Source organism: Bacillus sp. FSL K6-2431 (assembly GCF_038005165.1).
Lineage (GTDB): Bacteria > Bacillota > Bacilli > Bacillales > Bacillaceae > Bacillus > Bacillus pumilus.
Map to the genome: position 1 here is coordinate 1,485,092 of NZ_JBBOSQ010000001.1, position 24,926 is coordinate 1,510,017.

General features: G+C 40.6%; 26 protein-coding genes and 2 tRNA genes. 10 read left to right on the plus strand and 18 right to left on the minus strand.

Annotated features, from left to right (window positions below; all coding sequences use genetic code 11):
* Positions 1-25: 25 nt before the first annotated feature.
* Both MHH40_RS07380 and MHH40_RS07385 read right to left on the minus strand, forming a co-directional pair.
* The gene (locus MHH40_RS07380) at positions 26-988 is read right to left on the minus strand and encodes an AAA family ATPase (protein WP_003214081.1); all 963 of its coding nucleotides are present in this window, start codon (positions 986-988) and stop codon (positions 26-28) included.
* 103 nt (positions 989-1,091) lie between these two features.
* Positions 1,092-1,991 carry a cation diffusion facilitator family transporter gene (locus MHH40_RS07385; RefSeq protein ID WP_003214299.1) on the minus strand — a complete coding sequence of 300 codons (900 nt, stop codon included), beginning with the start codon at positions 1,989-1,991 and terminating at the stop codon, positions 1,092-1,094.
* A 482-nt stretch (positions 1,992-2,473) separates the two neighbouring features.
* On the opposite strand from MHH40_RS07385, the gene gabP reads away from it, so the two are divergent.
* The 3 genes from gabP (at position 2,474) to MHH40_RS07400 (ending at position 6,152) form a co-directional block, all read left to right on the plus strand.
* On the plus strand, positions 2,474-3,862 hold the full coding sequence (gene gabP, locus MHH40_RS07390) for a GABA permease (RefSeq protein ID WP_340900865.1): 1,389 nt from the start codon (positions 2,474-2,476) through the stop codon (positions 3,860-3,862).
* 97 nt (positions 3,863-3,959) lie between these two features.
* The gene (locus tag MHH40_RS07395) at positions 3,960-5,492 is read left to right on the plus strand and encodes a multicopper oxidase family protein (RefSeq protein ID WP_340900867.1); all 1,533 of its coding nucleotides are present in this window, start codon (positions 3,960-3,962) and stop codon (positions 5,490-5,492) included.
* Positions 5,493-5,777: 285 nt separating this feature from the next.
* On the plus strand, positions 5,778-6,152 hold the full coding sequence (locus MHH40_RS07400) for a carboxymuconolactone decarboxylase family protein (RefSeq protein WP_050945679.1): 375 nt from the start codon (positions 5,778-5,780) through the stop codon (positions 6,150-6,152).
* 216 nt (positions 6,153-6,368) lie between these two features.
* Here MHH40_RS07400 and MHH40_RS07405 read toward each other — a convergent pair whose 3' ends face one another.
* Both MHH40_RS07405 and MHH40_RS07410 read right to left on the minus strand, forming a co-directional pair.
* Positions 6,369-7,418, minus strand: coding sequence for a hypothetical protein (locus MHH40_RS07405; RefSeq protein WP_340900869.1), 1,050 nt, complete (start codon positions 7,416-7,418; stop codon positions 6,369-6,371).
* A gap of 73 nt (positions 7,419-7,491) precedes the next feature.
* Positions 7,492-7,860 carry an RlpA-like double-psi beta-barrel domain-containing protein gene (locus MHH40_RS07410; protein ID WP_003213878.1) on the minus strand — a complete coding sequence of 123 codons (369 nt, stop codon included), beginning with the start codon at positions 7,858-7,860 and terminating at the stop codon, positions 7,492-7,494.
* Between the two features lie 209 nt (positions 7,861-8,069).
* Here MHH40_RS07410 and MHH40_RS07415 point away from each other — a divergent pair, with 209 nt between their 5' ends.
* Together MHH40_RS07415 and MHH40_RS07420 are read left to right on the plus strand one after the other, a co-directional pair.
* Complete coding sequence (locus MHH40_RS07415) at positions 8,070-8,744, plus strand: hypothetical protein (protein WP_044141452.1); 675 nt, start codon at positions 8,070-8,072, stop codon at positions 8,742-8,744.
* Positions 8,745-8,867: 123 nt separating this feature from the next.
* Entirely contained in the window at positions 8,868-9,335 is a 468-nt protein-coding gene (locus MHH40_RS07420) for a hypothetical protein (protein WP_340900871.1), read from the plus strand.
* Between the two features lie 45 nt (positions 9,336-9,380).
* Here the strand turns inward: MHH40_RS07420 and MHH40_RS07425 are convergent, their stop codons facing one another.
* Positions 9,381-9,797, minus strand: a complete 417-nt coding sequence (locus MHH40_RS07425; protein ID WP_268458113.1) for a hypothetical protein — start codon at positions 9,795-9,797, stop codon at positions 9,381-9,383.
* A 599-nt stretch (positions 9,798-10,396) separates the two neighbouring features.
* On the opposite strand from MHH40_RS07425, the gene MHH40_RS07430 reads away from it, so the two are divergent.
* Entirely contained in the window at positions 10,397-11,839 is a 1,443-nt protein-coding gene (locus MHH40_RS07430) for an ATP-binding protein (RefSeq protein WP_137055472.1), read from the plus strand.
* Positions 11,840-12,505: 666 nt separating this feature from the next.
* Here the strand turns inward: MHH40_RS07430 and groL are convergent.
* Positions 12,506-14,140: a chaperonin GroEL gene (gene groL / locus MHH40_RS07435; RefSeq protein WP_012009082.1), complete on the minus strand. Its 1,635-nt coding sequence runs from the start codon at positions 14,138-14,140 to the stop codon at positions 12,506-12,508.
* Between the two features lie 55 nt (positions 14,141-14,195).
* The gene (gene groES / locus MHH40_RS07440) at positions 14,196-14,480 is read right to left on the minus strand and encodes a co-chaperone GroES (RefSeq protein ID WP_003214120.1); all 285 of its coding nucleotides are present in this window, start codon (positions 14,478-14,480) and stop codon (positions 14,196-14,198) included.
* Between the two features lie 230 nt (positions 14,481-14,710).
* Between groES and MHH40_RS07445 the strand changes: the two genes are divergently transcribed.
* Genes MHH40_RS07445 through MHH40_RS07455 form a run of 3 tightly spaced genes read left to right on the plus strand, consistent with a single transcriptional unit; the run spans position 14,711 to position 16,316 of the window.
* Positions 14,711-15,445 carry a CPBP family intramembrane glutamic endopeptidase gene (locus MHH40_RS07445; protein WP_268458106.1) on the plus strand — a complete coding sequence of 245 codons (735 nt, stop codon included), beginning with the start codon at positions 14,711-14,713 and terminating at the stop codon, positions 15,443-15,445.
* Positions 15,442-15,636, plus strand: coding sequence for a YdiK family protein (locus MHH40_RS07450; RefSeq protein WP_003213897.1), 195 nt, complete (start codon positions 15,442-15,444; stop codon positions 15,634-15,636). The genes MHH40_RS07445 and MHH40_RS07450 overlap by 4 nt, the downstream gene beginning before the upstream one ends.
* 56 nt (positions 15,637-15,692) lie before the next feature.
* Positions 15,693-16,316 carry an NUDIX hydrolase gene (locus MHH40_RS07455; RefSeq protein WP_226804707.1) on the plus strand — a complete coding sequence of 208 codons (624 nt, stop codon included), beginning with the start codon at positions 15,693-15,695 and terminating at the stop codon, positions 16,314-16,316.
* A gap of 42 nt (positions 16,317-16,358) precedes the next feature.
* On the opposite strand, the gene tatC is transcribed toward MHH40_RS07455, so the two are convergent.
* Genes tatC through moaC form a run of 4 tightly spaced genes read right to left on the minus strand, consistent with a single transcriptional unit; the run spans position 16,359 to position 18,491 of the window.
* The gene (gene tatC, locus MHH40_RS07460; RefSeq protein ID WP_003214196.1) at positions 16,359-17,108 is read right to left on the minus strand and encodes a twin-arginine translocase subunit TatC; all 750 of its coding nucleotides are present in this window, start codon (positions 17,106-17,108) and stop codon (positions 16,359-16,361) included.
* Between the two features lie 15 nt (positions 17,109-17,123).
* Positions 17,124-17,303 carry a twin-arginine translocase TatA/TatE family subunit gene (locus tag MHH40_RS07465; protein ID WP_003214302.1) on the minus strand — a complete coding sequence of 60 codons (180 nt, stop codon included), beginning with the start codon at positions 17,301-17,303 and terminating at the stop codon, positions 17,124-17,126.
* A 27-nt stretch (positions 17,304-17,330) separates the two neighbouring features.
* Positions 17,331-17,984 (minus strand): redox-sensing transcriptional repressor Rex, encoded by a 654-nt coding sequence (locus MHH40_RS07470; RefSeq protein ID WP_003214118.1) that lies wholly within the window; start codon positions 17,982-17,984, stop codon positions 17,331-17,333.
* 15 nt (positions 17,985-17,999) lie between these two features.
* Complete coding sequence (gene moaC / locus MHH40_RS07475) at positions 18,000-18,491, minus strand: cyclic pyranopterin monophosphate synthase MoaC (RefSeq protein WP_003214058.1); 492 nt, start codon at positions 18,489-18,491, stop codon at positions 18,000-18,002.
* 139 nt (positions 18,492-18,630) lie between these two features.
* Here moaC and MHH40_RS07480 point away from each other — a divergent pair, with 139 nt between their 5' ends.
* Positions 18,631-20,553 (plus strand): ABC-F family ATP-binding cassette domain-containing protein, encoded by a 1,923-nt coding sequence (locus MHH40_RS07480; protein WP_226804706.1) that lies wholly within the window; start codon positions 18,631-18,633, stop codon positions 20,551-20,553.
* Between the two features lie 271 nt (positions 20,554-20,824).
* On the opposite strand, the gene tsaD is transcribed toward MHH40_RS07480, so the two are convergent.
* From tsaD to MHH40_RS07515, 7 genes are all read right to left on the minus strand, one after another.
* The gene (gene tsaD / locus MHH40_RS07485) at positions 20,825-21,853 is read right to left on the minus strand and encodes a tRNA (adenosine(37)-N6)-threonylcarbamoyltransferase complex transferase subunit TsaD (RefSeq protein WP_106036096.1); all 1,029 of its coding nucleotides are present in this window, start codon (positions 21,851-21,853) and stop codon (positions 20,825-20,827) included.
* Positions 21,846-22,274: a ribosomal protein S18-alanine N-acetyltransferase gene (gene rimI / locus MHH40_RS07490; RefSeq protein ID WP_003214231.1), complete on the minus strand. Its 429-nt coding sequence runs from the start codon at positions 22,272-22,274 to the stop codon at positions 21,846-21,848. The genes tsaD and rimI overlap by 8 nt, the downstream gene beginning before the upstream one ends.
* 25 nt (positions 22,275-22,299) lie before the next feature.
* Complete coding sequence (gene tsaB, locus MHH40_RS07495) at positions 22,300-22,989, minus strand: tRNA (adenosine(37)-N6)-threonylcarbamoyltransferase complex dimerization subunit type 1 TsaB (protein ID WP_050945669.1); 690 nt, start codon at positions 22,987-22,989, stop codon at positions 22,300-22,302.
* Positions 22,970-23,446, minus strand: coding sequence for a tRNA (adenosine(37)-N6)-threonylcarbamoyltransferase complex ATPase subunit type 1 TsaE (gene tsaE / locus MHH40_RS07500; RefSeq protein ID WP_003214433.1), 477 nt, complete (start codon positions 23,444-23,446; stop codon positions 22,970-22,972). Before tsaE ends, tsaB begins: the two co-directional genes overlap by 20 nt.
* Before the next feature lie 13 nt (positions 23,447-23,459).
* Positions 23,460-24,437, minus strand: coding sequence for a thiamine-phosphate kinase (gene thiL / locus MHH40_RS07505; RefSeq protein ID WP_310026565.1), 978 nt, complete (start codon positions 24,435-24,437; stop codon positions 23,460-23,462).
* A gap of 277 nt (positions 24,438-24,714) precedes the next feature.
* A tRNA-Asp gene (locus tag MHH40_RS07510) sits at positions 24,715-24,791 on the minus strand.
* Between the two features lie 48 nt (positions 24,792-24,839).
* Positions 24,840-24,916 (minus strand) — tRNA-Met (locus MHH40_RS07515).
* Between the last annotated feature and the right edge of the window lie 10 nt (positions 24,917-24,926).

The following is a 24,926-nucleotide window of genomic DNA, read 5'->3' on the forward strand; positions in this document are numbered from 1 at the left end:
GAAAAAGCGAAACGATGACCTAATTTCATTGAGTCATCGACTTTTGAACTGGCACGCCAATTTGCTCAAGCATTTGTCGCAGCAGTGTCTCCGCCTTCTTCCCTTCATACGTCGCTTCTGATGTCAAAATCATTCGATGCGGCAATGTATAAGACGCCAAATACTGTACATCATCAGGAATCACATAATCTCGCCTGTTCAATAGTGCATACGCCTGAGCCGCTTTCATGAGGGCGATCGATCCCCTTGGACTCACACCTAGATAAACAGATGGATGCTGACGAGTCGCTTGTGCAATTTCCACAATATATTCTTTAATGGATGCATCCACATGAATGGTCTGAACCGCTTGCTGCAGCGCATGGATATGATCCTTTGTCATCACTGCTTGGAGCGTATCAATCGGGGACTGCTTTTCCTGCAAGTTGAGTACCTCCAGCTCTTCCAGCATGGTCGGATACCCCATTTGCAGCTTGAATAAAAAACGGTCCATTTGCGCTTCTGGAAGTGGATAGGTCCCTTCATATTCCACTGGATTCTGCGTAGCCATGACGAAAAAAGGATCAGCAAGCAGCATTGTTTCTCCGTCCACTGTAACACTGCCTTCCTCCATCGCTTCGAGCAATGCCGACTGTGTTTTGGGAGAGGTCCGGTTGATCTCATCAGCCAAAATAATCTGCCCCATAATCGGTCCTTGTCTAAATTCAAATTCATTTGTCTTTTTATTATAAATCGACACGCCTGTTACATCTGAAGGCAAAAGGTCAGGAGTAAATTGGATTCGCTTAAACTCACAGCCAATGGATTTTGCCAAAGCACGAACCATCATCGTCTTCCCAACACCAGGCACATCCTCTAGCAGCACATGCCCCTTCGCCAAAATCGCAACAAGGCTTAATATCGCAATGTCTTTCTTCCCAACCATGACTTTATTGATGTTATCTACGATTTTTTGTAAATCTGAATGCATCGGTTCATCAAATGCCATCCTGATCCTCCTATCACGTTTCCGTTAAATTTCATATAGTCTAACTTTACCATACAACGTGCAATAGCATAAAACATCAACACGTAGAAAAAAAGAAGCCTTCTCACGATGGATAAGACTTCTTCTCTTCTTTTGGCTCACCTGCTGGCTCCATATGAACATGAGAGTGTAAAATATCATGTTCCTTCTTCATTCTACGTTCGATCTCATCTGCAATATCATGGCTTTCTGCAATGTTCAAGTGCGGCTCGACCTCCACTACTACATCCACATGGACCGTACTTCCGAGATACCGTGCCTTAATATCTTTCAAATCGCCCACCCCAGGTGTTGCTTCAATGGTCTCTTTATATTTGGACATATCTTTTATATGAAAACCGTCCGTTAACGAATGAGAGGCATCTCTGAAAATCTCCCACGCCGTTTTACAAATAATGAGGCCAATCACAAACGCTGCAAGCGTATCAATCCATGCCAGTTGAAATTGAGAGGCGATAATCCCTACAAATGTTCCGATACTCACATACGCATCTGATTTATTATCAGCTGCTGCTGCATGAAGAGCTTGGCTATTGATCCGTTTGGACAGATTGCGGTTGTAAATATACACACCATACATCACCACAGCACTTCCTGCTGCCGTCCAAGCTGCGATCATATCAGGCGTTTGATGCTTAGATGAGAAGAGCGACTGGCCTGCACTCAGCAGAACCTGAAGTCCAACAAGCATCATAATAAAGGACGCCACAAGAGACGCAATATTCTCTGCTCTAAAATGACCGTATGGATGATCTTCATCAGGCGGCTTTTGAGAAATACGCAATCCAATCAACACTGCAAGGGATGCAATAATATCCGTCGTATTATTCAATCCATCTGCAGAAAGAGCCTCTGAATGAAACGTATACCCAATCAGAAGTTTCACCGCAGATAAGATCACATAGGCAATGATGCTGACCCAAGCACCTGTTTCACCTTGTCTTAATTCGTTATAGCGCTCCATGTCGAACCGCGCCTCCTCACACATCACTTTTCTATTATTTATCTTACAAAGCAAAGCCCGTGTGGGTCTACAGCAACATGATTCGCTTGTGTCAGCAAAATAGGATACATAGAAATGTGTTGACCTAAGTAAACTTATTTTTATAAGGTCAATTGACCTCAAGACCTACTCCCATCAACCTTTCTCCAATTCACTCTGTGATGATCATATTGGCAATAGCACTCTTTCTGAGAAATTATCAGAATAATTTTATTTTGAGACACAACTTCTCCCCATCCGATCTTATGCTATTTTTAAGAATGAACAGAGGAAAAAGAGGGAACATAATCTCTCAAATCCTTTATACTTTTTAACATCATGTTAAGAGGTTTGAAATGTCAGTTTGATAACCTGTCCAATGCTGAATGACAATTCAGTATGATAAAATTTAAAATATTCTAAAAACAAATTCTCTATAAGGAGAAATGTTTGGAGGTAAAGACATGTCCAACATGACAAACGGTCTTCAAAAAAATCTGAAAACAAGACATATTTCAATGATCTCCATTGCTGGGGTTATTGGCGCAGGGCTATTTGTTGGTAGCGGCGCTGTCATTCATTCTGCAGGGCCTGGGTCCATTCTTTCCTATTCTTTTGCAGGACTTCTCGTGATCTTTATTATGAGAATGCTTGGAGAAATGGCATGCGCCTATCCGACAAGCGGATCCTTCTCACAATATGCGAGCGATGCCATCGGTCCATGGGCCGGTTTTACAATTGGCTGGCTTTATTGGTTCTTCTGGGTGATTGTCATCGCGATCGAAGCCATTGCCGGTGCTGCCATTATTCAGTATTGGTATGGAGATGCACCTGTTTGGCTCACAAGTCTTATCCTCACTATCCTCTTAACATTAACAAATATCTTTTCTGTTAAATCTTTTGGCGAATTTGAATATTGGTTCTCATTAATAAAAGTCGTCAGCATTATTCTCTTTCTACTCATCGGTTTTGCATTTATCTTTGGTTTTGGTGGTCATCATACTGTAGGTCTTGCCAATTTAACGGGGAACGGCGGTTTCCTTCCAAATGGATTCAGCTCTGTTTTACTCGGAATTGTCGTCGTCATCTTTTCCTTCATGGGAACCGAGATTGTGGCAATAGCGGCCGGAGAATCAGCAGACCCCGTCAAGTCTGTGACAACAGCTACCCGCTCTGTTGTATGGCGTATCATCGTGTTCTACGTCGGTTCCATCGCTGTCGTTGTGACCTTGCTTCCATGGAATTCAGCGAGTATTTTAACAAGCCCGTTCGTTGCGGTATTAGAATACATCGGTGTCCCATCGGCTGCTCAAGTGATGAACGTCATTGTTTTAACAGCTGTTCTATCTTGCTTAAACTCTGGGTTGTACACAACGTCCAGAATGCTTTATTCATTGGCAGAAAGAGGCGAAGCACCGAAACGCTTTATGAAAATCAGCAAACGTGGTGTTCCCGTAGCGGCTACAGTCGCAGGCACCTTCTTTTCCTACATTGCCGTGATGATGAACTACTTTTATCCTGAAACCATCTTTTTGTTCTTAGTCAACGCATCCGGCGCCATTGCCCTTCTTGTCTATTTGGTCATTGCTGTTTCACAATTAAGAATGCGCCGTAAAATCGAAAAAGAAAATCCAGAACAGCTCAAAATCAAAATGTGGCTGTTCCCATACCTCACGTACTTTACCATTTTGGTCATTTGCGCCATCTTGGCATCAATGCTGTTTATCGAATCAATGAGACCGCAGCTCATTTTGACGAGTATCATTACCTTCGGTGTGCTTGCCGCTTATTTCATCTTTAAACCGAATAAAAAAGTGCCTGCAAATGCAGCGCTTGAAAATAAACACCCGTAATGCTCCCGCTGAAAAGCGGGTTTTTTATTTTATTCACCTATTTTGATGTCCGCACTTATACTGTATCAAATTGGATTTTAAGTGAGGATTAGATAACATGAACCTAGAAAAATTTGTTGACGAGCTGCCAATTCCAGAAGTTGCGAAGCCCGTCAAAAAGAACCCAAGACAAACGTATTATGAAATCGCTATGGAGGAGGTATTTCTAAAAGTTCATAGAGACCTGCCCCCAACCAAGCTATGGACCTATAATGGCAGTTTGCCTGGTCCAACCATTCATGCGAATCGAAATGAAAAAGTCAAAGTGAAATGGATGAACAAATTGCCACTTAAGCATTTTCTACCGGTCGATCACACCATTCACGAAGGCCATCATGATGAACCAGAAGTCAAAACCGTCGTTCATTTACATGGCGGCGTCACACCAGCAAGCAGTGACGGCTATCCAGAGGCTTGGTTTTCACGAGACTTTGAAGCAACCGGCCCCTTCTTTGAACGAGAGGTGTACGAATACCCAAATCATCAGCAAGCCTGCACATTGTGGTATCACGATCATGCGATGGCATTGACACGATTAAATGTGTACGCCGGATTAGCTGGATTTTATTTGATTTCAGATGCGTTTGAAAAATCGCTAGAATTACCGAAGGGTGAGTATGATATTCCGCTAATGATCATGGACCGTACGTTTCAGGAGGATGGCGCGCTGTTTTATCCAAGCAGACCAAACAACACGCCAGAAGACAGTGACATACCAGATCCGTCTATCGTGCCCTTCTTTTGCGGAGAAACCATTTTGGTCAATGGAAAAGTATGGCCGTATTTAGAAGTAGAGCCGCGAAAATACCGTTTTCGTATTTTAAATGCGTCCAATACAAGAACTTACGAGCTGCATCTAGACAACGATGCGACGATTTTGCAAATTGGATCTGATGGCGGCTTTTTACCAAGACCTGTTCACCATCAATCCCTTAGCATTGCTCCTGCTGAGCGATTTGATGTTATCATCGATTTTTCAGCTTATGAAAACAAAACGATCATCCTTAAAAATAAAGCCGGCTGCGGACAGGAAGTGAATCCTGAAACAGATGCGAACATCATGCAATTTAAAGTCACACGTCCGCTAAAAGGGAGAGCACCTAAAACATTACGGCCTATTTTCAAACCGCTTCCACCGCTTCGTCCTAGTCGAGCTGATAAAGAGCGTACGCTCACACTTAGCGGCACACAGGATAAATACGGCCGCCCCATTTTATTGCTAGATAACCAATTTTGGAATGACCCTGTCACGGAAAATCCTCGTCTTGGCAGTGTGGAGGTTTGGTCTATCGTCAATCCAACAAGAGTCACACATCCTATTCATTTACACCTTGTTCAATTCAGAGTGATAGACAGAAGACCATTTGATACTGAGGTCTATCAATCGACAGGGGACATTGTGTATACAGGACCAAACGAAGCACCTCCCTTACATGAACAAGGCTACAAGGACACCATTCAAGCGCATGCCGGTGAAGTCATTCGGATCATCGCTCGCTTTGTTCCATACAGCGGCAGGTATGTGTGGCATTGTCATATATTAGAGCACGAGGATTATGATATGATGCGGCCGATGGATATTATTAATTAACATGAAACCGATCTCCCGTCACATGCGTAAACACATATATTGACTACATCATTGCGAAGGGCTAACAGATAGCGATATATTAGCCCTTTCCTTTCTTTTCATTGAATCATTCTAAAATAAAACAATGCATGACTTGAAATGGCATTTATTTGTACATTCAACACTTAAAAAATTGACGCAGCAAACCGATAATACTACTATATACCCATTGCATCTATCAAAAGGCACATTTGCCACACTGAACGAACAAATGGAAAATTGCGATAAAAAACGGAGGAGTTCAATTTGAATGAAGAAAAAGAGACTTGCCAGATCACACTAGAAACAACGGCAGGTAACATAGAGAAGCTTTCAATTCAGAAAAACGAGAGCATTCGGTCAAATATTGAACAGCTAACAATTGAACTCGGTGAACAAAAAGAATTCAACCACTTCATTTTAGATGAAAAACAAAAGGCCATCAGTACATTATCTGCCCTCATTACAAAAGGCGATTGTGATGAAGAATTAAAGACTCATTTTGAACAAGCATTACATATCGGACTTTCTGTCATAGAGATTATGGAGATTATTAAGCACTGTACAAAAGTTGCTGGATTCCCTCACTCCATTAATGCCCTGTTTATCTTTCAAAACTTATTAGACAATAACACCAAATAAATCAGAGAAAACGAGAAGCATCTGTCCTCTCGTTTTTTTATGTCCACTCATATTACTCTCTTTCCTTTCCTCTGTCACTTAATCAAAATATGAAAATACCACACGTTTCCCACCTTAAAAACTGATTTTCCTTACATAAATTCCTTAATTTCTGCAACATGTCAAATGGCAAAATAAAAAAACGTCCAGTTATATAAAAATAACTGAACGTACCTTTTATCGATTGACAGTGAAATTGTTAACAATCCCGCCATCCTTCTCCCAAACGGCTTCCACTGTTTTCTTCTTGATATTGTATTCAAATATCGTTCTTACCTTTGCTTTTCGACCGGTGTCATCCTTTAATTCCTTTGCGTTTTTAGCAACACCTAAGAAATAAAGAGAAGACCCATCCGTAGAAAATTGCGGCTGTGCGGCACTTAAAATATGCACATCCTCACTGTTCTTAACGAGTGTCGCCTGTTTTCCTGTTTCTACATCAAGCATTTTAATAGAGGCTACTTCTTTTTCGTTTCGCACCTTCACTTCTGTATAAATCAATGTCTTATGATCTGGTGAAAATGAAATATCATTGATCGTTTGCGAGATACGTGCAATTCGCTTCCCCTTCACGCCTGTTTGAAGGGTGATCTTCATGGTCGTTGGTTCAGGGTCTCTTCCCTTTTCATTCGCTTCATCGGTTTTCTTGTAATCTTCTTTTAAGGAATAATGCTGGATTGCCAGAAGGTTTGACGCCGGATCATATGCAAAAGAACTTACTGTGTCATCCTTGCTTTTTTCTGGATATAATACCTTCACTTTGTGTGTGTTTACATCAAACATAGCGACATAAAATTGTTCCCCAGAATCCTTATTATACCTAAGATATAACTGTTTCCCGTCTCCAGACAGCCTCATACTGTCGATGGAATCTTCACTCGTAAATAGCGTTTTTTCTTCATCCGTTTTTACATTCAGTTCTCGAATACTCACTTTTTGCGTGTCTTCATCCGTATACGTGTAATATAAAAGCTGTTTCGTAGAATCATAAGCAATCGAAGGATAGGCTGTCAGTTTCTCCGTATGAAGTGCCCGTTCATGCAAGTAATACGTATTGTTTAACTGTTGATCTGTAAATGAAACGAGTAATTCGTCTTTTGCATCCTGATTTGTTTTCACTTTTACCGCATGCTTCGGCTCTTGACCCGGCTTCATCATGAAGAAAATGATGGCCGCAATCACTGCGACTCCGATGACCGTGATGATCCACCATGTTGATTTTTTCATTGCCTTTCAGACCCTCTCTACAAGAAAAGAAGCCAGAAAATGAACTTTTCCCGCTTCTTTGCATGCCTATGTATTAATAAGTGTAATGTCCTTTTACGACACCTTTACTTGTTTTATACCCTAGTGCTTTGAATGCTTTTGGGCTGACGTCTAATACAGCGTTTGGCATTCTACCTACATCATATTTATATACTGTAATCACTTTATGTGGTTTCGCTTTTGTTGTCACTCTTAGTTTTGTACCTTTTTTTGGTACGTCAAATCCCATTTTAGTTGCTGCATCCCAATGACCGAGTTTTTTTCCATCTGCGCCTTTTTTACCGACACCATTATACCAAGTAATATTGCCGCTTACTTTTTTTGCACTTGCTCCATGTGAGAAACTAAACGCCAAAAATAAACTAGCTACTGTTACGATTGTCGCGATAAGCTTTTTATTCATTAAAAAATCCTCCGTATTTGGTTTCTGCACTTATTATACATGAAGATGCCCCCAGTTATTTTACAGTCACATTACAATTCGAATACAAATTGACCACTTTATGACCGATTTTGTTCATAAAAAATACCAAAATCAGCCAGAACAATGTAAGCAACTCCTCTCTTTCATTTTATATAATAAAAATGAATCAAATATAAGGAGGAATTTTTATGAAAAAGTGGTTCATCGTTTTGAGTGTGAGTTTAGCGTTGGTTTTGATGCTTTCAAGTCTTCCTGCCTCAGCAGCTAGTCCTCGTCACGGTGCGATTGTGACACAAACGGATGAAGCCAAATGGTCAGGCATCTCGGCTGATATTGTGCTTCCGAAAACAGCGACGATTAAAAATGGCTATGCGGACTGGTACCTCGGTCTCGGCTCTGCCGTTATAGAGAGCGGTATTTCAAAAACGTCTTCTGGCTATAAAGTCTTTCTAGGCAGCGGCTCACAAGGTGGCAGCCAATATTGGAACAGCGAATATGATAAGAGCATTAAGGATGGTGCACGTGTCAACTTAAAGCTCATCAACAATGGTGATGGCACAGTGTCACTATACGTCAATGGGACATTGCGCTATAAACAGCCTGTTTACAAACCTAGCCGTCTGAAAAACCTCGATGTCGTCAAAATGGTACACGGCGTTCAGGATAATGGGGCAAACAGCTACACACAAGCAAGCTTCTCGAACGTACAGCTTCGTGCAGATACATCAGGAAGCGTCTATAAAAAATGGGATGGGTCCATCAAATCATCGCTTTTACGTAAAAATTTAGAATCAGGTGCTGCGGCTCCTAAATTCACCGTCATTTCTTCTGTTCCATTAAGTACAAGCCTTTCCGCACAATAAGAAAAAAGCGCCCTTTTTGGGTGCTTTTTATTGTTCACAGCTTATCAACACTTCTCTTTTAATCAAAACAAGGATTCGTGGTAACATAAACATACATACTTCGAAGAAAAAAGGAGAACGAACGTGAAAAAAAGTCTACTTGTTTTCATGAGCCTAGTTGCAAGTCTCTTCATGCTAGCAGCTTGCTCAAATACAACAAACGAACAAAAAGCAGAAACGAAGGCACTTCCAACGATCAATGAACGCATTCAAAAAGAAACGAAAGAAGTCATGGAACAGTCTAAACTCATACAAGACACAGCGATTACCGTTGATCAAAAGAAAAAAGTCATTTCATTAAACGTGACGGCTTCCTCTGATACCAATAGTGATTACGCTGAAGTCATCGGTTTAAACTTTGCCAAGACACTGGCCATTGGAGCTTCAACTGAAAAAGAAAACAACCTGCACAAACCGGAAAATGACAGCCTTGGTGCTCTCTATTCCTTCTACGACCTAAACATCACCGTGAAACAAGAAAACGGTAAGGTGCTGGCAAAGGGAACGAAAAAAACAAATGAAACAAAGATTACTTGGGAAAGAGCCCAGTAATTTAGAAAGGCTTGTAGAGGATCGCTCTACAAGCTTTTTTCAAGTTTATACAGACAAATCGTCTCTCATCGCATCGACCAGTGTGTGAATATCTGAGTGAGCCCACGATGCTAATCGTACCAACAGATCATCTATACACTCATACAAATGATGTTCCCTCAAAATATACTCCTTATAAAATGGAATGACAAAGAAATAGAGCAAATCAGCCAATTCAAGTGCAACGTTATCGTCATCCTCATCTTCTAACGCCTGTCCAACACGTTGAATCAACCAATGCAAATCTGCTTTCTTTTCAATCGGAACATACATCAGTTGATGAATATTATCCGTATCGTTCGTTTGTAAAATTCGCTCAGCCGCTTCCTTTGACAGCGCCCCAATTTCTGTAGAAGATATATTCACAACCGCTAATTCATCCTCTGATCTCACTTGATTCATTTGCAGCAAGTTTTGGTCCATCTCGACTCACTCCCCATTCTCAGATACTTTTATTATAAGGAATTGATCTGATTTTTTATGGAAATAGTGGATTTTTTTATGTAATTTTAAAGAAAATGTGACATTATAAACCAAGGTATCTCATATCTCTCTGAAAACAAAAAAGCACTCTTGATTATAAGATTGGTTTTCTTATACGTCCTTTACTCTCTCTTTCATTGTTTCAGCCATTTCCACTTCCCCCTCTGCATCAGCTTTTCAATGATGCGAGCACAATCTAAAGCCTACAGTGCTTTTCATTTTGCTTCTCTTAATAGTTCCTCAGACAGCGTCTCCCATAAAAACTCTCTGAAGTCGGTCATATCAACCACTTCAATTTTTTTTATATATGATCACAATGACAAATAACATCATATTTCACAACTTATATTTTTCTATTTTAGAAATATTTTTATACAGAGGATAATTTTAGATTAAAGAAGAGACAATCTTGAATATACTAACAGGTTCTATTTTGAGGTACAAAACCACAAATAAACATCAATTTATAGTCTAGTTTCAAAAGTATGAGGTATAATCATCTTATAAAAAATACCAATTAAAAAGGAGAAGCATTAATAATGAAAAAGTTCGATTTGAACATCGAAAAAGTATTAGAGCACTGGACTATTCCTCACGCCTTAAGAGAAATCATAGCAAATGCACTGGATGAATCAAATTTAACGAACACGAAAGAGCCCCTTATTTTTAAAGATGAAGATAATAAATGGCATATCAAAGATTTTGGGAGAGGTCTAAAGTATGAACATCTAACGCAAAACGAGAATATAGAAAAGACAGAGAACCCAGATAAAGTCATTGGTAAATTCGGGGTAGGTTTAAAAGATGCATTGGCGACATTCGATCGAAGGAACGTAGAAATCCTCATCCAATCAAAATATAGTGATATTACAATAAAGAAGTTATCTAAGGGAGACTTTGACGATCTGGTAACCTTGCACGCCATCGTCCATAGTCCGACTAATCCTAATTTGGTAGGCACAGACTTTACGTTTACTGGTCTCAAAGATGATGATATCGAAAAAGCCAAGGATTTCTTCTTACTTTATTCCGGAGAAAAGACAATTGAAAAAACGAAGTATGGGGAACTCATTGAAAACAAAAAAAAACGTTCAAGAATTTACGTTAACGGAATTTGTGTAGCTGAGGAAGACAATTTACTCTTTTCTTACAATATCACTTCCACCACTAAGAAACTTCGTCAATCTTTAAATCGGGAGCGAACAAATGTAGGAAGAAGTGCTTACACAGACAGGGTGAAGTCTATTCTCTTAGAATGTAAGAGCCCAACATTTGCTAGAAAGCTGGTGGATGATTTACAAAGGATTCAAACAGGAGATTATCACGATGAATTACAATGGGTTGATGTTCAACTACACGCCTGTAAAATATTAAGTAGCAAGGACAAAAAAGTGATGTTTTTAAGTGCTTATGATTTAATGGATGGCGGTAAATACTTAAATTACGCAAAGGAGGAAGGGATACGTATCATTACTGTTCCTGATTCACTAGCGAATAAACTTGAAACTAGTAAAGATCTGAATGGTAATAACTTCAGAAATTTGGAAACTTATGCGTTAGAATGGAACGAACAATTCGAATTTGATATCGTAAAAGTCAACCAATTAACGGCTAAAGAAAAAGAAATTTTCAATTACAAAGATATCATTGTAAGTTGGTTCCCAAAAAAGAGTAATCTCGTCAATGATATAGTGATTTCCAATTCAATGCGGCCAGACAATTATACGGGTAATGATGCACTTGGGTTATGGGAGCCGTCCACTAAACGAATTATCATTAAACGTAGCCAACTGAAAAATATACAATCATTCGCAGGTACACTTGTACACGAGTTGGTTCACGCTCATACAAATACTGATGATAACACCTTAGAATTCGAAAGTGAATTAACTGAAATGCTTGGGAAGTTATCTACCCTTATCCTTGAAAGTTCAAATCCTGTAAAACCCAAAAGTATGCTAAAAAGATTATTAAACAAATAGAATGTGTGAATTATACAAAGATTTATAAATCACATATAAACAATAAGGAGCCGCTCATATTGTGGAAGAGCGACTTCTTTTTTAATATTTTTCTGCCCTAAAAACGATGTATAAAACCGCTACAAAGAAGCACAACATCAAGTAATCGAACGAACGACTTATTACAATGTTAAATAATAAATGAAAAAAGAGGCTTCCCACAAGTTTGTTCAACTTAAGAGAAGCCTTCGTTAAAAACTTCATGTTAACAACCCGCTCTATTCTTACATAAAATCCCTATATATTAAGGGATTGGAGCGCGTATTATATCATTCTACCAATGCATTGCCTAGTTATATGTATTTTTATGACCTTCTGTAAAATGAAGCGGGGAATTTCCTAAAGGTGATTTAATATGATCACTTTTACTTCTCTATATTCAATTATACAGCTTTCAACATCAAAAAAGTCTCCTTCTGGGCGGCCATGGTGCGAGCTAACCAATGCAATGTATGAATTTTCAAATCAAAAAACTCATCTACATTACAAAAGACAGAAAAAAGAAGCTTCTCAAAAGTTCGGAGAACTAATGAAAAGCCTCTAATTTTTCTATGTGGTATCAAAATGGCACCAAAATGAGTGCGACTTACGGTTAAACCCTTGATTAATAAGGGTTTAAATCCGTAATTACATCATTCCGCCCATTCCACCCATGCCGCCCATATCTGGCATTCCGCCGCCTGAGCCGCCTTCTTCTGGTTTGTCAGCAACGACTGCTTCAGTTGTTAGAAGCATTGCTGCAACAGAAGCTGCGTTTTGAAGTGCAGAGCGAGTTACTTTTGTTGGGTCAACGATTCCTTTTTCGATCATGTTTACCCATTCGTTTGTTGCTGCGTTGAAGCCTACGCCAATTTCTTCGTTTTTCAAGCGCTCAACGATGACTGATCCTTCAAGACCTGCGTTGTGAGCGATTTGGCGGATTGGCTCTTCAAGAGAACGTAGAACGATGTTTACACCTGTTTGAACGTCACCATCTGCTTCGATTGAAGCGACTTTTTTGTATACATTCACAAGTGCTGTACCACCACCGGATACGATACCTTCTTCAACTGCTGCACGAGTTGAGTTCAAGGCATCTTCGATACGTAGTTTACGCTCTTTTAGTTCTGTTTCAGTTGCAGCACCAACTTTGATGACAGCGACGCCACCAGCTAGTTTTGCAAGACGTTCTTGTAATTTTTCTTTATCGAATTCAGAAGTTGTTTCTTCAACTTGCGCACGGATTTGGTTGACGCGTGCTGCGATTTGAGCAGAATCTCCTGAGCCTTCTACGATGGTTGTGTTTTCTTTTGTCACAACGACTTTAGAAGCGCGGCCAAGCTGACCGATTTCAGTTGATTTTAGGTCAAGTCCTAGATCTTCTGTGATTAACTCTCCGCCAGTTAGAACAGAGATGTCTTCAAGCATTGCTTTACGACGATCACCGAATCCAGGTGCTTTTACTGCTACTGCGTTGAATGTACCACGAAGTTTGTTCACAACAAGTGTTGCAAGTGCTTCGCCTTCTACATCTTCAGCAATGAGCAACAATGGTTTTCCTTGTTGTACAACTTGCTCAAGTACAGGAAGGATTTCTTGAATGTTTGTGATTTTTTTATCAGTGATTAAGATGTAAGGATTTTCAAGAACTGCTTCCATCTTATCAGAATCTGTCACCATGTATGGTGATGCATATCCGCGGTCAAACTGCATTCCTTCAACCACTTCAAGCTCAGTTGTGAACCCTTTAGATTCTTCGATTGTGATCACGCCGTCGTTACCTACACGCTCCATTGCTTCAGCGATTAGGCTTCCCACTTCTTCATCTGCTGCAGAAATAGACGCAACTTGAGCAATTGATTCTTTGCCTTCGATTGGTTTAGAAATCTCGTGCAAGCCTTCAAGTGCTACTTTCACTGCTTCTTCGATCCCTTTACGAACGCCAACAGGGTTTGCACCAGCTGTTACGTTTTTAAGACCTTCACGGATCATCGCTTGAGCTAGAACTGTTGCAGTCGTTGTACCGTCACCAGCTACGTCGTTTGTTTTGCTTGCAACTTCAGCCACAAGTTTTGCACCCATGTTTTCAAATGCATCTTCTAATTCGATTTCTTTTGCGATCGTTACACCATCATTTGTGATAAGTGGAGAACCGAATTTTTTCTCAAGAACCACGTTACGTCCTTTAGGTCCTAAAGTTACTTTTACAGCATCTGCAAGTGCATCTACACCACGTAGCATCGCGCGACGTGCTTCTTCACTGAACTTAATATCTTTTGCCATAATAACGAAACCTCCTCAGTCTTTTTAAAAATGTATCTCAATGTTTTTTATGTGATTAACCAATAACAGCTAAAATGTCGCTCTCACGAAGAATTAAATATTCTTTGCCTTCATATTTCACTTCAGTGCCTGCATATTTTGAGAAGATAATGCGGTCGCCTGTGTTTACTTCTAACGCAACGCGCTCACCACTTTCAAGTACACGACCTGAACCTGCTGCAACAATTTTACCTTCTTGCGGTTTTTCTTTTGCAGAATCCGGTAACACAATACCGCTAGCGGTTTTTTCCTCAGATTCAACGAGTTCAATGATTACGCGATCGCCTAATGGCTTTAACATAAGAAACAACCTCCTCAATTTTTATATGTAGTCTTTTTTTAGCACTCATCACCAGTGAGTGCTAACACATTTATTATAATAAAGAATGTCTTCTGCAATTTCAAGTAAAAACCTTTAAAAATTTTTACGCTTTCATGATCTTTTTTCAACTCAGATTCTTTCCTTTTCATCGAAAAAGAAGACTTGTGTTACAATAAATCTAGTTCTTTTAGTAAAGGGGTTTTCGTTACTTGAAAAAACAATATTGGTACATCATCTTAACGTATATATTGGTGCAGTTTTCTGCGTTTCCGTATGTATTCATCATGAAGTGGTTAGGTTACATTCAGACACCGATGACACAAGCAGAGCTCTCTAAATTGTCAGGTACATGGACAATTATCAGCTTCTGTGTCGGATTAATCATTATTCTGCTCATTCTTCGGACTGTGCCAAAAGCTTCACTTCGAAATGAGGCACCGGCTTCAGTCGGCGCGGCAATCGCTTGGATCATTGGTGGTTTCTTTCTATCACTTCTAACTCAATCGATTGCAGGAATGATTGAACAATATGCATTCGGCATTGGACGTGAGTCAGAAAACACGCAAAATATCTTATCTATTATGGATGCTTTTCCTTTTCTGGTTGTTATTATTGCACTAATTGGACCGATACTTGAGGAGATTATTTTCCGAAAAATCGTTTTTGGTGTAATTTATGAAAGGTCGAATTTTTTTATTGCGGCACTTGTTAGTTCAGTATTTTTCGCTGCTGCACATTCTGATTTTGACCACTTCTTTCTTTATACCGCAATGGGCTTTACCTTTGCCTTTTTATATGCGAAAACAAAACGAATCATTGTTCCAATCGGTGCTCATATGCTGATGAACTCACTCGTTATTCTTGTGCAGATTGAGCCAGTAAGAAAAATGATTGAAGAACAATCTCAAACAATGCAAATGATTATTGGAGGCTTTTTCTCATGAGAAACCCTGTTGTATGGGGCATCATTTATTTTGCCGTAGGTGTGGCTTTCACCTATATGGCCATTCAAAATCCAGGTGACATGTGGTCATTTTACAGCATTTTGCTGATGGTGTTTGCGGCCTATAATATTAATATCGCGCTTAAAATGTTTGCCTTCTCTGTCAAACTCAAAAAACAGCAGCAAAAATAAATCAAAAACCATTTTCCGCACTTGGAAAATGGTTTTTTTATGGAGGACAAGTTTTCATGGAACAAGAAAAACTGAACATCTTAAATGAGCAGCATGAAACGATTGGAGTCGCTGCCCGATCAGATATCCATGCCCAAGGCCTTTGGCATGAAACCTTTCATTTTTGGCTTCTCAAAAAGGAACATGACACCATCTATCTCTATTTTCAGCTAAGAAGTCCCGCAAAAAAGGATTTCCCTTCTCTTTTTGATATCACCGCAGCAGGTCATCTTCTTGCAAATGAACAGCCTTCTGACGGTGTGAGAGAGGTAGAAGAAGAGCTTGGTCTTACTGTCCCTTTTGAAGATCTAGCCTTTGCAGGTGTTATACAGGAGGAAATCCATCTACCCGGTTTTACTGATCGTGAATGTTGCCATGTCTATCTTTACGTCCATCAAGAAGAGCAGATGAACATTCAATTACAAAAGGAAGAAGTCGCTGGACTTTACAGAGCAAAGCTAATGGATGCACAGCAGCTTTTCACAAGAAAATTTGAAAACATGCAGCTTGATGGCTTTGAAGTTGATGAATTCGGAGAACGACGTGAGAAAAGCAGAGTAGTCTGTATACAAGATTTTGTCCCGCATGAGCCTTCCTATTATCAGCATCTATTTCAAGCGATCAATCAATTCCTTTCATAATAGAAAAAGCATCGTGACCCTTATTTGGATCACGATGCTTTTTTATGTGACATCATAACTTTCTTTCTCCTCTGTTTGCTGCATTTTGCGATAGGTCACTCTCGAAATGACGATACTCACTTCGTATAAAACGAGCATCGGCAAGGTAACCATGAGGTGAGAAACAAGCTCTGGTGGTGTAATGAGTGCGGCAATGACAAGGAGGACAAAATAGGCATACTTCCGTATTTTTGATAAAAACATCGGTGTGATGATGCCAAGTCTTGTGAGAAACATCAACACAACGGGCATCTGAAACAAAAAGCCAAATGGAAGTGTTAACTGCATCAGAAATGTAAAATACTCATGAATCCCAATGACTTGCTCTACATTTAAATCATTCGACATTCGCATCATAAAATCAACGACAAACGGAAACAAAATAAAATAAGAGAAAGCCACACCGCTCAAAAATAAAAGCAGTGCAATCGGAATATAAGCAAGTGTCACCTTTCTTTCTTTTTCATATAAGCCGGGGCTCACAAACGCCCAAAGCTGATATAAAATCACGGGACACGTCAAAACCAAAGCAATGACAAATGCGAACTGCATAAACACGTACAGCGGATCTGTGAGCTTAAATGCATTCAGTGTCAGTGTGGCCGCTTCATCGGTATTTTGTAAATACACAATGACCGGCTTAGCAAGAAAAAAACCAGCCACCATAAAGGCGACAAAAAACATCGCAATGATCACTAAACGTTTTCGCAGTTCCACAATATGCTCCATAAGCGGCATATCTTTGACATTCATGAAGCTCATCCTATTCTACTGATCTTCTTTTTTCTTTTTTTCTTCCTGATCATCAGCTAAACCTTTTGTGGCATTTTTGAATTCACGTAATGTATCTCCTGCTGCTCTTCCTAATTCAGGAAGCTTTTTCGGCCCAAAAATAATGAGCGCAACAATCGCAATCAGAACCAAACTTCCAGGACCGATCGGACCCATTTGCTCCACCCCCTTTACCCCTTTTCGTCAATCCTCCTGTGTAACAGAGTAATGCTTTAAGAAATACACAAGTGACTGAAGTTCAACCGCCAAATCTATATGATGAATTCGAATGTGTTCCGGCACATTCAATCGAGCCGGCGTAAAATTAAGGATTCCTTTGATGCCAAGGGCAATCAAACGATCTGTAATGGGTTGAGCTGCTACGGCAGGTACTGTCAAAATGGCAACAGGAATATCTCCTACCTCTTGAACATGCTCTTCAAGCTTATCCAAATCATAGACAGGCACGCCGCCTATCTCACTTCCTATTTTACTCTCATTGACATCAAAAGCCATTGAAATTTTTGTATTATTGTTTTTGATGAAATTATAGTGTAAAAATGCAGTCCCTAAATTACCGACACCGATGAGCATGACATTGGTCATTTCATCTTGGTCAAGTGTCTTTCTAAAGAAGGTCAATAGGTAATCGACATTATAGCCATACCCTTTCTTCCCAAGTGCACCAAAGTACGAAAAATCTCGGCGAATGGTAGCAGAATCCACTTTGACTGCATCACTAAGCTCTGCTGATGACACCCTTTGTTTTCCTGATGCATGCAGATTTTTTAAAAAACGGTAATATAGCGGCAAACGTTTGGCTGTCGCTTGTGGAATTTTTGACTGATCTATATTCATATAAGGTCCTCCAACTTAAATATCAGATGCTCTGTGAAAATCACCGTTTTTCCCGCCTGTCTTTTCAATTAAATAGGTAGGACCGATGATCATGCCTTTATCAATCGCTTTGCACATGTCGTAAACAGTCAGTGCACATACTGAAGCAGAAGTGAGCGCTTCCATCTCCACACCCGTACTTCCTTTTGTTTTCACCTGTACTTGTATGTTCAGAATGTGCGCATTTCCGTCTTCCTCCCAATCAAAGGAGATATCCACACCTTTTAGTGCAAGCGGATGACACATTGGAATGATGGTAGATGTTTGCTTTGCTGCCATGATGCCAGCAACTTGTGCAACAGACAGCACATCGCCTTTTCCAATTTCACGCTGCTCTATTTTATGAAACACTTCTTTTATCATACGAACGCTAGAAGCAGCAACGGCGGTTCTCACGGTAGACGATTTGTCACTAATGTCGACCATCTTTGCTCTTCCCTGTTCGTTAAAGTGGCTAAATTGACTCATCTTTTCAACGCTCCCTCACTCAAATGATACACTATTTTTTCCTATCTGTCTTTCATTTGAATATGGCGATTGTATGTAACATTTGCTGGTTTACTGCTGATAAGCTACACTTAACATATTATAGCAGAGGTGAAGTTACATGATGATTCTACAAGTGAATCAGCTGTCCAAATCGTTTGGTGCTGATACCGTTTTAACGAATATAAAATTGGAAGTCAAAGCAAGGGATCGGATTGCCATTGTAGGTCGTAACGGCGCAGGCAAATCCACCCTTTTGAAAATCATTGCCGGTCAATTGTCTTACGAGCAAGGTGAGATCATCAAACCGAAAGACCTATCGATCGGCTATTTAGCACAGCATACCGATGTGACGTCTACACGTACGTTAAAAGACGAATTATTATCGGTTTTTGATCATTTGAAAAAGATGGAACAAGAGATGAGAACCATCGAGGAGAAAATGGCTTCCTCTACAGGTTCTGAGCTAGATTCCCTCATGAAAACCTATGACAGGCTACAGCAGGAATTTAAAGACCAAGGCGGCTATCAATACGAAGCAGACGTCCGCTCCATTCTTCATGGGCTCGGCTTTAGTCACTTTGAAGATGGGACAACCGTTCAATCCTTAAGCGGCGGCCAGAAAACCCGTCTAGCGCTTGGAAAGCTCTTATTAATGAAACCAGAACTCTTAATTCTGGACGAGCCGACCAACCATTTAGATATTGATACCTTATCATGGCTGGAGCAGTATTTGCAAAATTATACAGGCGCCATTCTGATCGTGTCCCATGACCGCTACTTCTTAGACAAAGTGGTGAACCATGTTTATGAAGTCTCAAGAACTGCCATGAAAAAGTTTGCAGGCAACTATAGTAAGTATCTTGATCTGAAAGCTGAGCAGCTAGAGCGCGATATGAAGCTTTTCGAAAAGCAGCAAGAAGAAATCTCAAAGCTTCAGGATTTCGTAGATCGCAATCTAGCAAGAGCCTCAACCACAAAGCGCGCTCAGAGCAGACGCAAGCAGCTGGAACGGATGGATCGTATAGATAAGCCATTAGGTGATGAAAAATCTGCAAACTTTCATTTTGATATTACGAGACAAAGCGGCAATGATGTGCTGAAGGTACATGATCTCGACATTCGTTATGATGAAAAAACACCGCTCCTATCCTCTCTTTCTTTTCAGATCAAACGAGAGGATAGCGTGGCACTCATTGGTCCTAATGGGATCGGGAAATCAACCCTTTTAAAAACGTTAACGAACACAATAAAGCCTGTAAAAGGCGACATCACCTTTGGATCTCATGTCACAATCGGCTACTATGACCAAGAACAAGCCAAACTGACATCCTCCAAAAAAGTGCTGAATGAGCTTTGGGATGACTATCCTCATATGAATGAAAAAGAAATTCGAACATGTTTAGGGAACTTCCTCTTTTCCGGTGACGACGTCTTAAAGCCCGTTCATGCATTAAGCGGTGGAGAAAAAGCGCGCCTTGCCCTGGCAAAGCTGATGCTCCAAAAAGCCAATTTCCTGATACTTGATGAGCCTACGAACCATTTAGACTTAGATAGTAAGGAAATTTTAGAAAATGCACTGATTGATTACCCAGGAACCATCTTATTTGTGTCTCATGACCGTTATTTTATCAACCGTCTGGCAACGAAAGTATTCGAACTGTCGCCTACAGAAACAAAAGAGTATCTCGGTGATTATGACTACTACCTTGAAAAGAAAAATGAACAATTAGAGCTTGAAGCGATTCAAGAAAATGAAGCGCTGAAAAAACAAGCAGCCAAGCCAGTTGAAACGGCAAAGCTTTCTTATGCGGAAGAAAAAGAACTGAAAAAGAAAGAGAGACAAAAGCAGCGCAGAATCGAGGAAATTGAAGAACGGATTGCTGTCATTGAAGCGAAGCTTGGTGAAAATGAAGAGCTTCTATGTGATCCTGCTATTTTTCAAGATCACGAGAAGGTCCAAAACATTCAAACAGAAAACGATACACTTCATCAAGAGCTGGAATCCCTTTTCGCAGAGTGGGAAGAGCTATCCGAATCGTAAAGAGTGCCCTAATGGGTGCTCTTTTTTCTTTTAGTGAAAATTTCTTATCCACATTAATATCCACAATAACTTCTTTATTATTCTTTTAAAAATCGGACTTATCCACTTTATCCACAGAGATTTAATCACATATCCACATAAAAGAACGTATTTGTGCACATCCACTTCATTTTAAAACGAAATTTTCTAACAATTGTGGATATATCACGTTTACTTGTGAATAAATCGCTTTCATTAAAAATGAAAAAAACCTGTGTATCCACAGGAGTTTTCATTCATATGAGACAAGCGGTAAGCCCGGCTGGCCATTCATCGCCATATCGCCTCTTATACCTTTTTCAAACGCAATGGTTCCAGCAGCAGCGATCATGGCTGCATTGTCTGTACAAAGAGATAATGGTGGAATAATGACCTTCACGTCAGGAAGCTTCGTGAATGCTGTCGTTAAAGCTTCTCTCAGTCCTTTATTGGCAGCGACTCCACCAGCTAGGACAACTTGCTTGACGCCATAGGCCTCTGCCGCTTTTAATGTTTTCCCAACAAGCACCTCAATGACACTTGCTTGAAAACTTGCTGCCAAATTCTCTGGAGCAATTGTTTCTCCTTTTTGAGATGCATTGTGTAGTGTGTTAATAACAGCTGATTTTAATCCACTAAAGCTAAAGTGATAAGAACCTTCTTCAAGCCATGCACGTGGAAGCTTAATCGTTGGCTCTCCTTCATGTGCTAACCGATCAATATGAGGTCCGCCTGGATACGGGAGACCCATCGTCCGGGCCACTTTATCGTAAGCTTCTCCAGCCGCATCATCTAATGTTTCTCCGATAACCTCAAAAGACCCGTGCTCTTTCATTAGTACAAGCTCAGTATGTCCACCAGAGACAACAAGAGCCAAACATGGAAACTGCAATTCATCTACAAGTTGGTTTGCATAAATATGCCCCGCAATATGATGTACACCAACAAGAGGAATTTGATGAGCAAAGCTCAGTGCCTTGGCTGCATTGACACCGATCAGAAGAGCACCAACTAAGCCCGGTCCTTCTGTGACAGCAATGGCATCTAAATCCTGAAAGCTCATATTGGCCTGTGCCATCACTTCTTCTAACACGATGGTGACTTGCTCCACGTGATGCCTTGAAGCAATTTCTGGGACAACTCCGCCAAATCGTTTATGGCTTTCTATTTGCGATGCGACAACATTCGCTACAATTTCTTTCCCATTTTTCACAATAGATGCCGCTGTTTCATCACAGCTTGTCTCTATACCTAATATAAATCGATCTGTTTGTTCACTCATTTATATTCACCCACATGACCAATGCATCTTCCCCATTATCCGTATAATAATTCTTTCGAATAGAAGCTGGTCTGAAACCAAGCTTTTCATAAAGGGATTGTGCAGGTGTATTCGACACCCGCACCTCTAAAGAAAGATGATCTGTCTTTTTTTCTTTACAAAATTCCATGACATATCGCAGCAACGCTTCCCCGTAACCCTTTCCTCTATGCTCAGGGAGAATCGCAATGTTCGTAATTTGTGCATCGTCCATGACGATCCAGACCCCGCAATAGCCAACAGGCTGCTCATCTTCTTCAATGAGGAAATAATGGCTGTACTGGTTATGGAGAATCTCATAGACAAATGATTCTTTTTTCCAAGGCGCAGTAAACGAATGCACTTCAATCGTATATACCTCTGGAATGTCCGCTACCGTCATTTTTCGAATCTCGGTTATGTTGAGATTATTTTTGTCCTTCAAGCCATTTCACTTCCGCTTCTGCCAAACGAATATAGTTAGGAACAAGCTGATGGACATCTTCAGCAGGACGATCTGCCCCTAAAAACGCAAGCATTGAAGGTCTTGGGTTATGAAAAGCTCCCTCCGCTATCACAGCCGTTTCTCCTAAAATGGAGCCAATGCTTTCTTCATGAAGATGCACATCCTGTCCAAGGAATAGGACAGGCTTTCCTGTCTGCTTCAGCTCATGAAGCCAATCCGTGAGCAAGATATTTTGGTCTGGTTTGATCTCTTTGATTTTTCCTTCTTTAAACGTATATAGCCCAGTATATACTTGTCCTCTTCTCGCATCGAATAGTGGCGAGATCCATCCATCAAAGTATTGACCATTTGCCGCAAGTGTTTCTAAACTCGAAACAGCCGATATCGGGATAGACAGCGTCCATGCGAGTGTTTTGGCAATGGTCACACCAATTCGGACGCCAGTGTAGGAACCAGGTCCTTTTGCTACAACAATTTTACTTAGTTCACTCGGGGCTACACCACATTCTTTCATCAATGCCTCAACAGTCGGCATCGCTCGGACGGAATGGTTCTTTTTTAAATACGTAATGCTCTCACCAATCACTGTGGAATCTTTGACAAGGGCAATTCCTAGTGTATGGTTTGACGTATCAATTGCCAGTATGGTCAAATTCTTTCATCTCCTTACAAAGGGTCTCATAGCGTTCCCCTTTTGCACTAAACGTAAGATGACGTTCTTCTTCACGTTCTGTTCTTAGCATTTCTATTTTCAAGTAGGAGGAAGGCAATTGAGGTCCAATGAGATGTGCCCACTCAACCAAGCATACACCTTCGCCCTCAAAATATTCTTCGAGCCCGATATCTTCTTCCGCATCTTCCATGCGGTACACATCCATATGATAAAGTGGCAGTCTGCCATCGGTATATTCTTTAATAATCGTAAAGGTAGGGCTGTTGACGATACGGGTAATCCCTAAGCCTCCTGCAAAACCTTTTGAAAAAGTCGTTTTGCCTGCGCCTAAATCTCCTTCTAATGTCAAAACATCGCCTGGCATCACAAGTTTGGCCAATGCAGCTGCAATTCGTTTCGTCTCATCCGCACCTTTTGTCGTCCACGTTAATTTCACAGTGGATGTCACCTCATTTCTTAAAATGATTATATCCTTTTTTCATTAACATTGTTTGCTGTTCATTGTCTTTTAATAGAACGCTTGCTGCTTGATCACCTTTGACTTGTCCAATGCGTTTGACTTGAATGTCTTTTTTTCTACATTGCATTTCAAAGCTATCCCAATCAGCCTCTGAAATTGTACCAGTTAATACAAAGTCTTCCCCGCCAAATAACACCCATTCCAGCCAGTCTTTACGCAGCACTGGTAAATTTGGATGTACAGGGAGCTTGTTTGCTTCTATCTCTATCGTCACACGACTCGCTTCAGCTATCTCATTCAGCTCACTCGCTAATCCATCACTCACATCATTCAAGGTGACCCGCGGGAAGCTTGAGCAAATGAGGCCAGCAGCAATGTGGGGCTGAGGCTTTTTATGACGCTCAAGAAAAAAGGCTGTGTCGACTGCCTTGGGAGGGGCTACTTCGTTCATTAAAAGTGATAAGCCAGCAGCTGATGAACCAAGCTCACCTGTGACAAAGACGACGTCTCCTGTCTGAGCACTGTGACGATAACAAGCTTTTCCATTTGGTACCTCGCCAATGACCGTCACTGTAATGACAAAGTCACTGCGAGTGGCAACCGTATCTCCACCAATCAAATCCATATGATAATTATCAGCCAATGCTCTCATTCCCTCGTAAAGAGCTGAAACGATCGTCTCATCACCATGAGGCGGGATCGCAATTGATACAAGATAATACTTTGGGGTTCCTCCCATTGCGGCGATATCACTGACATTGACCGCTAGTGCTTTAAAGCCAATCTCAAACGGTGTGGAAAAATCAAAGCGAAAATGAACATGCTCCACCATTGTATCAACACAAACGACCTCTTCACAATGTGAATGAGGTTGATAAACACTTGCATCATCTCCGATACCCATAACCAAAGAACGCTGATGTGTTTCTTTTGGTGTAATTCGGCGAATAAGATCAAATTCATCCATAAAAAGACAGCCCCTTCATGCAATCAATTGATTGAATAGACACGATGTCAGACATAATTAGTATTAGTGTAAGCCAATATGAGTTTCAGTTTCAATTAAAAATGATATAAAGAAAGCCTGGTATGAAAAAACCAGGCTGGGTTCAAGTGATCTATCTTTTCTTTTTACATAACGTGTAACCAAACACAAAGCCATTCAATGTATATTGGATACGTATGAAAAGAAAAAGACATAAAAAAAAACGAAACTATACGTTTTCGTTTACAAGTCATAAAAATGGCGGTCCGGACGGGACTCGAACCCGCGACCTCCTGCGTGACAGGCAGGCATTCTAACCAACTGAACTACCGGACCATTTTGGTTGCACTCACTGAGCACTACCCATTGGTATATAAAATAATTTGGTTGCGGGGGCAGGATTTGAACCTGCGACCTTCGGGTTATGAGCCCGACGAGCTACCGAACTGCTCCACCCCGCGACGATATAAA

Bases quoted from the DNA above. Each gene is read 5' to 3' on its own strand.
- MHH40_RS07380 (WP_003214081.1), bottom strand. From the start codon at position 988: ATGGCATTTGATGAACCGATGCATTCAGATTTACAAAAAATCGTAGAT.
- MHH40_RS07385 (WP_003214299.1), bottom strand. From the start codon at position 1,991: ATGGAGCGCTATAACGAATTAAGACAAGGTGAAACAGGTGCTTGGGTC.
- gabP (WP_340900865.1), top strand. From the start codon at position 2,474: ATGTCCAACATGACAAACGGTCTTCAAAAAAATCTGAAAACAAGACAT.
- MHH40_RS07395 (WP_340900867.1), top strand. From the start codon at position 3,960: ATGAACCTAGAAAAATTTGTTGACGAGCTGCCAATTCCAGAAGTTGCG.
- MHH40_RS07405 (WP_340900869.1), bottom strand. From the start codon at position 7,418: ATGAAAAAATCAACATGGTGGATCATCACGGTCATCGGAGTCGCAGTG.
- MHH40_RS07410 (WP_003213878.1), bottom strand. From the start codon at position 7,860: ATGAATAAAAAGCTTATCGCGACAATCGTAACAGTAGCTAGTTTATTT.
- MHH40_RS07415 (WP_044141452.1), top strand. From the start codon at position 8,070: ATGAAAAAGTGGTTCATCGTTTTGAGTGTGAGTTTAGCGTTGGTTTTG.
- MHH40_RS07425 (WP_268458113.1), bottom strand. From the start codon at position 9,797: ATGGACCAAAACTTGCTGCAAATGAATCAAGTGAGATCAGAGGATGAA.
- MHH40_RS07430 (WP_137055472.1), top strand. From the start codon at position 10,397: ATGAAAAAGTTCGATTTGAACATCGAAAAAGTATTAGAGCACTGGACT.
- groL (WP_012009082.1), bottom strand. From the start codon at position 14,140: ATGGCAAAAGATATTAAGTTCAGTGAAGAAGCACGTCGCGCGATGCTA.
- groES (WP_003214120.1), bottom strand. From the start codon at position 14,480: ATGTTAAAGCCATTAGGCGATCGCGTAATCATTGAACTCGTTGAATCT.
- MHH40_RS07450 (WP_003213897.1), top strand. From the start codon at position 15,442: ATGAGAAACCCTGTTGTATGGGGCATCATTTATTTTGCCGTAGGTGTG.
- MHH40_RS07455 (WP_226804707.1), top strand. From the start codon at position 15,693: ATGGAACAAGAAAAACTGAACATCTTAAATGAGCAGCATGAAACGATT.
- tatC (WP_003214196.1), bottom strand. From the start codon at position 17,108: ATGAATGTCAAAGATATGCCGCTTATGGAGCATATTGTGGAACTGCGA.
- MHH40_RS07465 (WP_003214302.1), bottom strand. From the start codon at position 17,303: ATGGGTCCGATCGGTCCTGGAAGTTTGGTTCTGATTGCGATTGTTGCG.
- MHH40_RS07470 (WP_003214118.1), bottom strand. From the start codon at position 17,984: ATGAATATAGATCAGTCAAAAATTCCACAAGCGACAGCCAAACGTTTG.
- moaC (WP_003214058.1), bottom strand. From the start codon at position 18,491: ATGAGTCAATTTAGCCACTTTAACGAACAGGGAAGAGCAAAGATGGTC.
- MHH40_RS07480 (WP_226804706.1), top strand. From the start codon at position 18,631: ATGATGATTCTACAAGTGAATCAGCTGTCCAAATCGTTTGGTGCTGAT.
- tsaD (WP_106036096.1), bottom strand. From the start codon at position 21,853: ATGAGTGAACAAACAGATCGATTTATATTAGGTATAGAGACAAGCTGT.
- rimI (WP_003214231.1), bottom strand. From the start codon at position 22,274: ATGACGGTAGCGGACATTCCAGAGGTATATACGATTGAAGTGCATTCG.
- thiL (WP_310026565.1), bottom strand. From the start codon at position 24,437: ATGGATGAATTTGATCTTATTCGCCGAATTACACCAAAAGAAACACAT.